General features: G+C 66.9%; 12 protein-coding genes. 5 read left to right on the forward strand and 7 right to left on the reverse strand.

The window, feature by feature from the left end; translation table 11 throughout:
* Nucleotides 1–40: 40 nt before the first annotated feature.
* Nucleotides 41–721, reverse strand: coding sequence for a response regulator transcription factor (locus CXQ91_RS16835; RefSeq protein ID WP_258074058.1), 681 nt, complete (start codon nt 719–721; stop codon nt 41–43).
* A complete protein-coding gene (locus CXQ91_RS16840; protein ID WP_258074059.1) occupies nt 714–1970 on the reverse strand; it encodes a sensor histidine kinase in 1257 nt (418 codons plus the stop codon). The genes CXQ91_RS16835 and CXQ91_RS16840 overlap by 8 nt, the downstream gene beginning before the upstream one ends.
* Before the next feature lie 336 nt (nt 1971–2306).
* Between CXQ91_RS16840 and CXQ91_RS16845 the strand changes: the two genes are divergently transcribed.
* Both CXQ91_RS16845 and CXQ91_RS16850 read left to right on the forward strand, forming a co-directional pair.
* Nucleotides 2307–2780 carry a sensor histidine kinase gene (locus tag CXQ91_RS16845; protein ID WP_104175046.1) on the forward strand — a complete coding sequence of 158 codons (474 nt, stop codon included), beginning with the start codon at nt 2307–2309 and terminating at the stop codon, nt 2778–2780.
* Nucleotides 2781–2870: 90 nt separating this feature from the next.
* A complete protein-coding gene (locus CXQ91_RS16850) occupies nt 2871–4241 on the forward strand; it encodes an LssY C-terminal domain-containing protein (protein ID WP_104175047.1) in 1371 nt (456 codons plus the stop codon).
* 23 nt (nt 4242–4264) lie between these two features.
* Here CXQ91_RS16850 and CXQ91_RS16855 read toward each other — a convergent pair whose 3' ends face one another.
* From CXQ91_RS16855 to CXQ91_RS16865, 3 genes are all read right to left on the reverse strand, one after another.
* On the reverse strand, nt 4265–5197 hold the full coding sequence (locus tag CXQ91_RS16855) for a threonine/serine dehydratase (RefSeq protein WP_104175048.1): 933 nt from the start codon (nt 5195–5197) through the stop codon (nt 4265–4267).
* 1 nt (nt 5198) lies between these two features.
* On the reverse strand, nt 5199–5996 hold the full coding sequence (locus tag CXQ91_RS16860; protein ID WP_104175049.1) for an IclR family transcriptional regulator C-terminal domain-containing protein: 798 nt from the start codon (nt 5994–5996) through the stop codon (nt 5199–5201).
* A 113-nt stretch (nt 5997–6109) separates the two neighbouring features.
* Nucleotides 6110–6946 carry a shikimate dehydrogenase gene (locus tag CXQ91_RS16865; RefSeq protein WP_104175050.1) on the reverse strand — a complete coding sequence of 279 codons (837 nt, stop codon included), beginning with the start codon at nt 6944–6946 and terminating at the stop codon, nt 6110–6112.
* A gap of 166 nt (nt 6947–7112) precedes the next feature.
* Here CXQ91_RS16865 and CXQ91_RS16870 point away from each other — a divergent pair, with 166 nt between their 5' ends.
* Entirely contained in the window at nt 7113–8441 is a 1329-nt protein-coding gene (locus CXQ91_RS16870) for an MFS transporter (protein ID WP_104175051.1), read from the forward strand.
* A 48-nt stretch (nt 8442–8489) separates the two neighbouring features.
* Here CXQ91_RS16870 and CXQ91_RS16875 read toward each other — a convergent pair whose 3' ends face one another.
* Together CXQ91_RS16875 and CXQ91_RS16880 are read right to left on the reverse strand one after the other, a co-directional pair.
* Nucleotides 8490–8888 carry a hypothetical protein gene (locus tag CXQ91_RS16875; RefSeq protein WP_308471413.1) on the reverse strand — a complete coding sequence of 133 codons (399 nt, stop codon included), beginning with the start codon at nt 8886–8888 and terminating at the stop codon, nt 8490–8492.
* Nucleotides 8889–8999: 111 nt separating this feature from the next.
* On the reverse strand, nt 9000–10919 hold the full coding sequence (locus CXQ91_RS16880) for a primary-amine oxidase (RefSeq protein ID WP_104175053.1): 1920 nt from the start codon (nt 10917–10919) through the stop codon (nt 9000–9002).
* Nucleotides 10920–11041: 122 nt separating this feature from the next.
* On the opposite strand from CXQ91_RS16880, the gene CXQ91_RS16885 reads away from it, so the two are divergent.
* The gene (locus CXQ91_RS16885) at nt 11042–11638 is read left to right on the forward strand and encodes a TetR/AcrR family transcriptional regulator (RefSeq protein WP_104175054.1); all 597 of its coding nucleotides are present in this window, start codon (nt 11042–11044) and stop codon (nt 11636–11638) included.
* 128 nt (nt 11639–11766) lie between these two features.
* Complete coding sequence (locus CXQ91_RS16890) at nt 11767–12726, forward strand: helix-turn-helix domain-containing protein (protein ID WP_104175055.1); 960 nt, start codon at nt 11767–11769, stop codon at nt 12724–12726.
* The last annotated feature ends 11 nt before the right edge of the window (nt 12727–12737 follow it).

Below are 12737 nucleotides of genomic sequence, written 5' to 3' on the forward strand. Positions count from 1 at the left end.
AGAATCCCACTTCGCCCGGCGGCGGGCCATAGCCGGATTGCTACCCCAGCAGCCGCCGTTCGTAGGCGAAGGCAACCAGCTGGAGCCTGGTGCGAAGTCCCAGCTTGTCCAGCACGCTTCGCAGGTGCGTCTTGATGGTGGCCTCGGAGACGAACAGGCTGTCGGCCATCTCGGCGTTGGCCAGCCCCTTGGCCGCCAGCAGGAACACATCGCGTTCCCGCGCTGACAGCACCTCGAGGACGGAGAGGTCCGGCCCCGCGGAAGGCAACGTGCGGGCTGCATGCTGAAAAAGCTCATGGACGGAGCCTGGCGCGATGACGGAGTAGCCGGAGTGGACAGTGCGGATGGCCGCCAGGAGGAATTCAGGTTCCGCGCTCTTGAGCAGGTATCCGCTAGCCCCGGCCTGGACGGCCTCCACCACCGCCTGGTCGCGGTTGAAGGTGGTCAGGGCGATGATCTTTGGCTTGTTCGCGCCCTCGGAACCCGCCTGCTGCAGGATGCGCTGCGTGGCGCTGACCCCGTCGAGCACCGGCATCCGCAGGTCCATCAGCATCACGTCAGGGTTCCGTTCCATCGCGAGCACCACTGCCTGTTCGCCGTCGCCCGCCTCCCCCGAAAGCTCCATGTCCGTCTGGCTCTCGATGAGCATCCGGATTCCGGCACGGAAGAGGGGCTGGTCGTCCACGAGCGCCACCGAGATGCGCCCTGCGGTATCAGCCACGGACGGCCACTTCCGGCCGGGCGTCGCCGAGTGGCGCCGCTTCCAGCTCCGCCGCTTCCGGTCCTGTGGCCTCCCGGTCGTCCGCGCCGCCGGCGCCAGCGGCGTGCAGCCCGTACGGCACGAATGCGGTGACCCGGAACTGCTCACCGTCCGGGCCCGCGGTGACCCAGCCTCCGGCCAGGTGCGCCCGTTCACGCATACCGGGTATACCCCGCCCCACCCGTTCGGTGCCGCCTGTCTCTCCTGCGTCTCCCGACCCGGCGGCGGCCAGGGCGGACGCCACGTGCAGCGCCAGCCCGGGGCCGGTCCAGTCAAAGTGCAGCCGCACCGCAGTGCCGCGGCCGCCGTGCTTCAGTGCGTTGGTGAGGCACTCCTGGACGATCCGGAACACGGCCAGCTCCTGGCCGGCGGTCAGCTCCACCGGAGTGCCCGATTCGCTGCGGTGGATCGCCAGGCTACCCTGCCGCATCCTGTCGACCAGCGGGGCCACATCACTGAGCCGCGGCTGCGGCGTGACCATGCCGTCGTCACGGACCCCTTCGATGACGCGTTGGGCGTCCACGAGGGCACCGCGCGCAGAGCTGGCGATATTTTCGAGGGCGCTGAGCACGGCCCTGGGCTGGTCCGAACTCAGGTAGCGCGTGCCGTCGGCCTGCGCCGCGATGACTGCCAGGGAGTGGGCCAGGACATCATGAAGGTCCCGGCCAATGCGCGTCCGTTCCTGCTCCACGATGAGGTCGATTTCCGCTTCCTTCAGGCCCGCCTGGGCAATGTTCCGGGCGTGGAACAGGCTGCCGCGTTCCTGGTACAGCGCCAACGCAAGTCCGACGGCGGAGCACCCCGCGGCGATGAGTGTCAGGACGGAGAAGAGCTGCCAGCCGTGGACCTGGAGGGCCACGCGGTCACCGCCGTACAGGGGGTAGAACCAGCCCACGCCGTAGCTGTACCGCCAGGAGATCATCAGGAACGTCATGGCCACGATAAAGACCGCGTTGGCCGAAACGGCAATGATGACCGTCCGTTTGCCCGCGGTCCACAGGATGAATGCCAGGGCGATGAACGATCCGATGTAAATGGCCCAGTGGTTCGGATACATCGCCGGGATGACGTAGAGGAACTGGCCGGTCAGCAGGAGCGCCGTCAGGGCGAGGGAGGCGAGAGGTTGCCACACCGACACGGCGATGGCCAACGTCATCAGCGCCAGCGGCACTGTTCCCGGCCAGACGTTGAGTCCGGGCCACGGCCCCATCCTTCCTGCTTCGCCAACGCACCACAGTGCGAAGAAAAGAACGGCCGCCACAGGGGCGCCCCAATGCCGCATTGATCTCAGAAGTGGTTCCATGCCTGTCACCCTATCCACGCGCCGCGGCGCACCGGTGTCAATGGCTGCCATTTCCGCCTGAGCTCAACCTCAAAGCCAGCAGATTCATCCTTCGGGCCAGTGATCCTGGAACTTGAGCCAAAATTGCGTCAACCTCGCGGAGTCCCTGATTCTTTCGTTCCACCCTTGAGTCATAACATCCAGGCGGGAACCCAGCACCCGTGAGAAGAAAGCATCGCAGGCTGCAAGGAAGCAGGACTAGCCATGAAAAAGGCTCCAGCTGATAACGAGGTCACCGCGATCCACGGTGTCATCACCGATCAGAGTCCGGTGGATTTCCACGCCCTCGGGCTCGCCGGCTGCATAGACCGGCTCGCCGCCCCGCTCCGGGAGCAGGGGACCTCGGTCCGGTGGGAGACCCCGCACCACGGCATCGAGATACCGGCCGGCAGTGCCGCGCTGCTCTACCACGTTGCCCAGGAAGCCCTCAGCAACGCACTCAAATACGCGGGCGCCACCGAACTGACCGTCCGGCTCGCTGCAGTGCACCACGGCATCAGGCTGATAGTGGCCGACAACGGCGCCGGGTTTGACCGCACCGACCACACCGGCAACCGGCCGCAGGGCTTCGGACTGCTCCTGATGTCCGTCGCGGTCCACGAAGCCGGCGGCACCGTAACCGTCGACACAGCCCCCGGCAAGGGCACCTGCGTCACGGTCACGCTTCCGCTGGACTAACCACACGATTCTCTGGGGGGATCACCATGCATCTCAGCCCGGGCCGCTGCGCCCACGGAACCAACTACCGGCTCCAGTATCATTTTGCTCATGACCAGGCCTGCGGTGAAGGTCCCTGTCGCGGGCGTATCGCGCACCGCACTGGATACCGTATGGGACAGGATCTTCTTCCTGGTCGGTGGTGTCGCCGCCGTCTGGTTGACCTATCTTCTCGTTGAGCTCAGCTTCCAGTGGGGCTGGGGCCAGATCTGGTTCACGTTCATCTTCTGGGCGATGCTCGCCTACCTCGTACTACCCCGGCTCCACTCGATCCTGACCCGCGTGTACGTGCCCGATTACTTCATCGGACGCGCCCGCACCAGCGACGGCCTGCTCGGGGATCCCGTCAACGTTGCCCTGCTCGGTTCCGAAGGACAGCTCCACCGGGTCATGCGCTTGGCGGGCTGGACCGTCGCCGATGACGTGACCCTGGCCAGCAGCTGGCGGATCATCACGTCCACGGTCCTGCGCCGCAGCTACCTCGAGGCTCCGGTCAGCCCCCTCTTCCTGTTCGGCCGCCAGCAGGACTTCGCGTACCAGCAGGAAGTGGACGGAAGCCCCGGCAAGCGGCACCACGTCCGCTTCTGGCACTGCCCGCCCGGCTGGCTGCTCCCCGGCGGCGTGGCCGTGGACTGGCTGGCCGCCGGCACGTACGACCGCAGCGTCGGCTTCTCGCTGTTCACGCTCCAGATCACGCACAAGATCGACGAACACACTGACGATGAGCGCGACCATATCGTCAGGTCCATTTCCGACGCCGACCCGTCGGCTGCCGTTCGGGTGATCCAGGACTTCTCCACCGGCTACCACACGCGCAACGGCGGCGGCGATGAAATCGCCACCGATGGCGACCTTCCCATCGTTGACCTGCGCGGAACACCGGTGCCCGGCGTGGCCGCTCCCCGGCTCCCGAGCGACAGCCGGAACAGGCGCCCCGCCCCCACCATCATCGGCGCCGCCCTCGTCGCCGGCCGCGCACTGGCGGCGGCCGCCCTCGCCATGTCCTTCGTGCTGTTCCCCGAAGAGCACATGGAACCGCTCCTTCAGCCCGCTGGAGGCTCCGGCAATGGCTCCGGTGCCGGGCTGACCGCGGACCAGGCGCAGCTGGTGCTCTACGCCGGCCTGGCCGTCGTGGTGCTCTTTGCGCTCGCCGAACTGCTGCTGGCCTGGCTCGTTTTCCTGGGACGGAACTGGGCGCGCACGCTCACCATGGCCGTGAGCACCGTCGCGATCGGCCTGCAGGTCATCGATGTGGCCAACGGAGGTCCCGGCATCACGCTGCAGACCAACCTCCCCGGCCTCACACTGGACATCCTGCTCATCCTCGCCCTGTCCAGCCAGCGGTCCCGCGTCTATGCCCGCCGGGACCGCAAGGAACCAAAGCGGATCGCGGCCCGGCCCGGAGGCCGCGCAGCGATCTGATCGCTGAGGTTTGGCTTGGAAAATCAGACGGTGGACGGGTCCGTATTGGCGCCGCACAGGATCACGGCAACGCGTTCACCGTCCGCCGGGACGTAGGCCCCCGAGGTCAGGGCGGCAAAGGCGGCCGCCGCGCCGTGCTCCACGACCATCCGGTAGTCGGCCCACAGCTGCGAGCGCGCGGCGACAATCTCGTCGTCGGACACCAGCACGCTCTTCACGCCGGTCCTGACCGCGACGTCAAAGCCGATCTGTCCGATCCGCCGTGCCCCGAGTGAGTCGGCGGCGACGCCGGCGACGGCAACATCCACCGGCTCCCCCGCCTTCAGCGCGGCGTGGAGCGTGGGAGCCGCGGCGGGCTCCACGCCCACCACATTGGCCAGGCCTTCGACGGCGGCCGCGATCCCGGCCATCAGTCCCCCGCCGCCCACAGCCACCAGCACGGTGTCCACGCCGCCCAGCTGTTCCAGGAGTTCCGAACCGACGGTGCCGGCACCTGCGGCGATCTCCGGCTGGTCGTAGGCGTGGCAGTACACGGCGCCGGTTTCGGCCGCATACGCGATGGCGGCGTCGTAGGCGACGGCATATTCAGCGCCCCGCTGGATGACGGACGCCCCGGATTCCCGGAGCTTCTTCACCTTCATCGCGGGAGCGGTCTCGGGGACAAAAACAACGGCCGGCACTCCGGCCCGGGCCGCGGCATAGGCGTTGGCGAGGCCCGCGTTGCCGCCGGAGGCCACCACGATCCCCACGTCCTCCTTCAGCTCGCCCCGCTCGCGGCAGGCAAGCACGCGGTTGAAGGCGCCCCGGGCCTTGAATGTTCCGGTGTGCTGCATGAACTCGCACTTCAGCCAGACGTCCCCCGGAAAGCTCCCACGGTCCGCCTCGATGACGGGCGTGCGGCGCACCAGCCCCGCAATCCTGGCAGCGGCTTCATCGACGTCAGTGCGTGTGATCATTTCATCCCCGGGTAGAAGTGTTGTGCGGTTCGGTGGCGCGGCCGCCGTAATCGTGGCCGATCTGCCGCGCGGCGTCCTGCAGGAGCGGAACGACTGTTTTTTCGATCGCGTCCGCGGGGGCCCTGTGGGTCTGCAGGGACACGTTGACGGCGGCGACGACGTCGTGGCCGCGCCAGACCGGGACGGCGACGCCGCGGAGGCCTTCCTCCAGTTCCTGTGAAACCATGGACCATCCCTTGTCCCGGGCCTGCTCCACTTCGGCCTGCAGCTGGTCGAGGGTTCCGATCGAGCGCTCGGTGAACCGCTGCAGCTGGACGGAATCGAAGTACGTTCTCAGCTCGGCGTCGGACAGCGCACCCAGCAGCACCCGTCCCATGGACGTGGCCCAGGCCGGGAACCTGGTGCCCACGCTGATGGAGACACTCAGGAGCCGTGGTGACGGGACGCACGCGACATAGACGACGTCGGTGCCGTCGAGGATGCACAGCGACGTCGTCTCGTTGAGGTCGGCGGCAAGGGACTTAAGGTGCGGCTCCGCGATCCTGGGGAGCGCCAGGTTTGCCAGGAAGGACTGCCCGATGTCCAGCGACCTGGGCGTCAGTTCGAAGTTGGTGCCGTCGGCGCGAAGGTAGCCCAGGTCCGTCAGTGTCAGCAGGAACCTCCGGGCGGAGGCCCTGGTCATGTCCGACTTCGCGGCGACCCGGGTGACGGTCAGGCGGGGTTCGTCCGGGGTGAAGGCCCGCAGTACGTCAAAGGTCTTCTCCACCGACTTCACGAAGTACGCGGGTTGCTCCGCCATGGAATCGCTTGCCCTCCCTGAAGCTCATGTCCGGCACCAGCGGGCGCTTGGCCGCAGGCTTATTCCGATCATATCCGGATAACCCGCTGCGGAATCAGCGGAACCGGCGGGGGTCAGTTCTTCGCCTGGATGCCCGTGAGCGTGCAGTCCAGCAGGGCGCCGGTCTCCGGCCCCAGTCCAAGGATGGGGATCATGGCAGCCGCCTGTGCGCGCAGATGGTCCCAGCCGTCGGCGCACTGCAGGCCCTGCGCCCTCGCGCTGGCGATCGTGGCCGTCACGTGGCCGGCGTAGACGAAGTCATAGACGAAGGCGTCGGGGGAAAGTTCGGCCGGGCCCCAGGCCGGTTCGTCGTCGCTTCCCTTGCCTATCGGCGTGGCGTTCACGATCAGCGATGCCATACAAGCCTGGCCCCGGGCTTCCGGCCACGAAACCGCCTTGGCCTCCATACCCAGGGTGGTTGCGAGGTCCAGCAGCTGTTGCGACGCACGCGGGTCCTTGTCCGTTACGGTGACCCGGTCAGCCAGCCCCGTCAGTGCCACCAGGGCGGCGCGTGCGGCTCCGCCGGCCCCGAGCATCAGGACGTGCCGCTGGCGCCGACCACTAAGGAGTCCGGCAACGGCGGTGATGTCCGTATTGTGCGCGCTCAGCTTCCGGCCGTGCCGGACCAGCATGTTCGAGGCTCCGCTGAGCCGGACCTGTGCGGTGACGGTGTCCGCAGCCCGGGCGGCCCATTGCTTGTGGGGCATGGTGACGTTGGCGGCCACGACGTCGGCCTCCAGCAGGGCGCCGCGGACACCGGACATGTCCCGGCCGGCCGGAACGTCCCACGCCTCATACGTCCAGCTGCTGCCGAGCTGTTCGAACACAGGGCTCCACAATCCGGGGGACATCGCCTTCGAGGCTTCCGAGCCGATGAGGAACAGCCGGTGTCCGGGCGTTTCGTTTTCCATGGTGGCACCTCTCAGTTGGGAGACGCAGCCGGGAGGCGTTGTGAGGCACCCCACTCTGCGGTACGCTATCCATAGTCGCATATCGCACAGCTGTTCGTAATGCGCACAAATCAGATCGCATCCGTGCACCGGAGCAACTGTCTTTCAGTGTGGAAGGACCATCAGAATGACCAATCTTGCAACCACAGCCGAGACCGCAGAGGCGCAGCGCAAGCTCAAGAGGGCCAAGAAGGCCGCGCTGGCAGCATTCCTCGGCGGCGCCCTTGAGTACTACGACTTCTTCATCTACGCCACGGCAGCATCGCTGATCTTTTCGAAGATCTTCTTTCCCTCGGGTGACGCCACCGTCGCTCTCCTCGCCTCCTTCGCGACTTTCGGCGTGGCCTATGTGGCCCGCCCCTTTGGCGCAGTCTTCTTTGGCCACCTCGGCGACAAGATCGGCCGCAAGGCGACCCTGGTCCTCACCCTCGTTCTGATGGGTGCTGCCACGTTCCTGATCGGTGTCCTTCCTGACTTCAACACCGCCGGCTACTGGGCGCCTGCCCTGCTGGTGCTGCTCCGCCTCATGCAGGGCCTCTCGGCGGGCGCTGAAACCGCGGGAGCCTCGGCCCTGACCACGGAGGAAGCCCCCACCGGCCGGCGCGGTTTCTTTGCCAGCTTCGCCATGAGCGGCATTTCCTTCGGCATCGTGCTGGCCTCCCTGGCCTTCCTGCCGGTGGCCGCCATGAATGAGGCGGACCGGCTCGCATGGGGCTGGCGCATCCCGTTCTGGCTCTCCGTCATCGTGCTCTTCGTGGCGTACATGGTCCGGCGTTCGCTCGAGGAACCCGAGGTCTTCGAGGAGAAGCACGATCACGGCGAGCTGGTGAAGCTGCCGTTCGCCAAGATGTTCAAGACCCACCCGGCCCAGTTCTTCCAGGTGGCCCTGATGTCCTTCGAAACCGTCACCAACACCTTTATGCAATCCTTCGGCCTGGCCTACGCCGTCTCCGTCGGCGTCCCTGCCTCCACCATGCTCTGGGTCAGCATCCTCGGTAACGTGATCGCCATCGCCACGCAGCCCCTCATGGCTGCACTGTCGGATAGGTTCGGCCGGCGCCCCGTCTTCATCACCGGTGTGGTGGGCTCGGGCATCATGATCTTTGTGTACTTCTCGGTCATCTCCACCGGCAACATCCCCATGATCTTCGTCGCCAGCACGCTGATCACCGCCGGCACCTATGCCATGTCCAACGCGATCTACCCTGCCTGGTTCTCGGAGCTCTTCAACGTCAAGGTCCGCTACTCCGGCATGGCCATCGGGCTGCAGGTGGGCATCCTGTGCGCCGGCTTCACTCCGCTGCTGGGAACCGCCCTGGTCGGTGCCACCAAGGCCAACTGGGGACCGGCGGCGTGGATTGTGGCGGCGTCGTCGCTGCTGGCAGTCGCCGGTGCACTCTGGGCCCGCGAAACCCACAAGACACCGCTGCGCGAGCTGGGCAACCCCGTCCGCTAAAGCATCGGTGGTTGAGCCTGTCGAAACCCCGGATCCCGACAAGCCCGATCACCGGCGGCGGAGCCGTGCCAGCAGCGTGGCGGCGAGCAGCGCCGTCGTGATTTCCAGGGCGATGACGGCCAGCAGCCCGCCAGCGGCAGAACCTGCCGCGGATCCGGCAGCCGCTGCCGCCGGTAGGGCAGCAGCCCCGTGGCTGTGGACGGATGCGCCGTAACCGGAACCGGCGCCGGCCATCAGCAGGGCGGCGTGCAGCACCGTCATTGCGAGCCCGCACGCCATCACCTGCCGCAGGGAACCCACGCGACCGTCGCGCCAGATGTGCACCGCACACGGCATGCCGACTCCCACCATGGCGAGCATCAGCACGTTCAGCCAGGGCCCGTGGTGGTTGCCCGCCACGAGCCAGAGGTGCACCAGGCAGGATGCCGCCGTGGCCGCGGCAACCATGCGCGGATGGAAGGCTGGGCGCGGTTGGAGGGCCGGTTTTGGCCGGAGGGGCGGCCCGGGGACGGGGCCGCCGGCGCGGTCCCATCCCCGCAGGGCTGTCATGGCGTGGGCCTAGCCGTGGCAGTGTCCGCCGGCGGCAGGCTGTGAACCCGCCGGCACATCCAGCACGGGGCTGCGGTCGAAGAAGCCTTCCGGGCGGAGCTTGAAGCCGACAGTGTCCACCGGCATGATGGGCCAGTCCTCGATCCGGGGAAAGTGGGTCAGCCCGAAGGTGTGCCAGACCACGATGTCCTGGCCGTCAATCTCGCGGTCCTGGGAGATGTACGCCGGCAGTCCGGCCCCGCCGGAATGCTGGTTCACGAAATCCCCTGTGGGGTAGCGCTCGTCCTCGGCGAACCGGGTGACCCACAGGTCCTTGGTGGCGAACGCCGCCCGGCGGGCAATCGAGGACTCCGGATCTGCGAGCAGCGTGGGCTGGTTCTGGGCATGCAGTTTGTAGCCCACGGGTTCGCCCAGCCGGTTGCGGGAGTCCGGGTTGGAAATGATCCAGGTCCGGCCAGTGCGGGCATCGGCCTCGCGGACGCCGTCGGACTCGCGGGCCAGGACAGTCCGCTTCCGGGAGAACGCGTTGCCGCGCTCGTTTCCTTCGCCCATGGCCTGCCGGACCACATCCTCCTCCTCAACCCTGTTGGTGAAGCCGTCGACGGCCATGTCCAGCCGGGCGCTGAAGAGGTGCTGGTGGAACGGCGCGCCCAGCCCCGGGGCGAGCTGGGAAATGTTGGCCGAGCCGCTTTCGGGGAAGGCACTGGTGAACACGACGCCGGTGGCTTTGGCCTCGAATTCAATGGTGCCGTCGAGGTAGAGGTACCAGTAGAAGCCGTAGTCGTAGTTGCCGATGGTGGTGAAGAAGGAGATCACCAGCCGGCGGTTGCGGCGGGTGTAGGTGATGCCGGACCAGAGGTCGCTGTGCTTGGCCAGGATGCCCCAGTCCTCCTCGTGCATGCAGATGCCGTTGCGGATCTCGCGCGGGTTGCCGAACGCGTCGCTGATCACCGGGCTGAGGTAGGTGATCTCGCCGAGGCAGTCGCAGCCCAGTTCGAGCGAGTTGGCGTACTGGCCCACCAGGTATTCGCCGGTGTCGAAGTAGTTCTGCCAGGACCGGATCGGGGACGGGTCGCCGTAGGGAACCACCATCTCGGCAATGGAAGCCCGGTTGATGATGGGACGCTTCCGCTCGCCGTCCTGGAAGGCGAGGTTGTGCAGCACCACGCCCTCGCGGACGTCGAAGCCGACGTCGACGCTCCACTTTTCCCACTCCACGTGGTTGCCGCCGGTGACCGTGAAGCTGGGTCCTTCGGGCTGGGTGATGCTGATGGGCTTCTGGGTGGTGCGCAGCGGGCCGGTGAGTTCCGGATCGGTGTAGTTGCCGTGCTCTGCGGGAATCGGGACGGCGCCGAGGTCCAGAACCTGCGTGACTTCCTTGCTGACGACGTCGATGTACGCCACGAGGCCGTCCACCGGATGCGCCCAGGCGCTGTCCTCGGGAAACTCCTGCACAAAGGCCAGTCCGCGGAGGATGCGGCGGCCCTTCTCCCCGGGGTATTCGAAGACGCCGGCGGACAGCGGTGCGACGCGGACCGTGCCGACGTCCAGCCCGCGGTCCGCGAGGGCCGTGAGCCATCGTTCGTCGGACGCCAGGAGTTCCTCGACGACTTCAAATTCCTCTTCCAGGACGGGCAGTTCGCCCGTTACTGCGGTGTCGAGTTCGACGGCGGAGGTCACCTCGCCGCGCGTCACAGAGACCGTCACGTCGAGGGGGCGGCCGCCGGAAACATCGTGGATGAAGACGCGGAAGCGCCTGTCCTCCGCATCCGGCGCCGCGCCCCGGGCCGGGTCCAGCAGGCCGAGGTAGGCGATCCGCTTCTCCGGGCCAAGCAGTCCCCCGACACGAAGAATGCCCTGGACCTCGGTGATTTCAGCGCCCGTTGCAAGGCGGTACGGCGTAAGCGTGTCAGTTATGGAGGGTGTCATGACGGCCTTTTGTCCGGGACCTTGGCAGGTCGGATTTTTATTTTCTATAGTTGTAGAGAATAAACCGTCCGTAAGATGGATCACAAGGGTTCGACACAAAAAAGTTCCGGGGGAGCGCCAGCGTGCCAAAGATTGTTGACCATGACGAGCGTCGCCTGGAACTGGTGGATGCAACCTGGCGGATCATCGCCAGGCTGGGCATAGAAGGCGCCACTATGCGGGAGATCGCCCTTGAGGCCGGCTTCGCCAACGGCGCCCTGAAGCCGTACTTCCCCACCAAGGACACCTTGCTGACTTTCGCGTTCGGGCACGTCTTCAACCGGACCAACGAGCGGATCAGGGAAGTGACCGCGGGCAAGGCCGGGATTCCGGCACTGAAGGCGTTTTGCGTTGAAGTGCTGCCGCTGGATTCCGAGCGCGTCAATGAAGCGCGGATCGTTGTTCCGTTCTGGCAAAAGGCCATCAACGATCCCGGGAAGGCCGCCATCCACCGCGAGTCCATGGAGCAGTGGCACGCCTCCATCCTGGGGTACCTGGCCGAGGCCAGGGAGCACGGAACGGTCAGCGCCGCCGTCGACGACTCCGCCGTCGCCGGCCACCTGCTGAACATGCTGCTCGGCGCGCAGATTGCCGCCGCCCTCGCCCCCGAAGGCCAGGCGGATCCGGGCCTGGCTGACCAACTGGACGCCTTCCTGACCCTGCTTGCGGCCGGCGCGTGATCTTTTTTCGACGAGTGTCGAAAAAAGAATGACATGGCGGAAGTTCGGCGCTAACCTGAAATGACTGTGTCGCAGGACACAGCCTTGGGGGACAACATACAGATGGCCGACCGGCGTCAGGAACATCCATGTCTGCAACTACCGCCCGCCCCGCGGGCCAGGACCTCACCTCCAGCGTGGCCACGTCGTTTGACCACTGGCGGCACCTCGTGGCGGAGTCCTTTGTGCCGCTGGCGGCGGAGACGGACCACCCGGACACCTTCCGCGGCCGGATGCGGTCCCGCGTGCTGGACCGCATGGCCATCGTGGAGGTCTCGGCCACGTCCCACAGCGTCCACCGCACACCGGCCCTGCTGGCGCAGTCCGACCAGCGCTATTTCAAGCTCAATCTCCAGCTGGAAGGCACCGGCCTCCTCATCCAGGACAACCGCGAGGCTGTGCTGCGCCCCGGCGACCTCGCCATCTACGACACGAACCGGCCGTACACGCTCGCCTTCGAAGAGCAGGCACGAATGATGGTGGTGATGTTCCCCCACGACGCACTGACGCTCCCGCCGGACTACGTGGGCCAGCTTTCCGCGGTCTGCCTGGCCGGCGGCAGTGGCGTGACCGGCATCGTTGGCCCGTTCATTGCCCAGCTCGCGGCCAACCCCGAGCTGCTCAGCGGCCCCAGCGGGTCCCGGCTTGCCGCCAACGCCCTTGATCTTGTCTCAACGATGCTTCACTCGGAGCTGGACATGGCGGCGGACAGCATGAAGCCCCAGGTGCTGCTGGCCACGTCGGTCCGCGAATACATCGAGGCCAACCTGGCCGATCCGCAGCTGTCACCGGCCAGCATTGCGGCGGCACACTTCATCTCCACACGGCATCTGCACAATGTCTTCCATGAGTCCGGCTCCACCGTGGCCAGCTGGATCCGGAGCCAGCGGCTCGAACGCATCCGGCGCGACCTGAGGGACCCGCTGCACACCGGTACGTCCGTCGGTGCCGTCGCCGCCCGCTGGGGATTCCTGGACGCGGCGCATTTCAGCCGCTCCTTCCGGGACGCTTTCGGCGAATCCCCCAGCGACTGGCGGCGCGGCGCCTAGACCAGGCCCTG

The sequence above is a fragment of the Arthrobacter sp. Y81 genome (genome assembly GCF_002929335.1).
GTDB lineage: Bacteria > Actinomycetota > Actinomycetes > Actinomycetales > Micrococcaceae > Arthrobacter.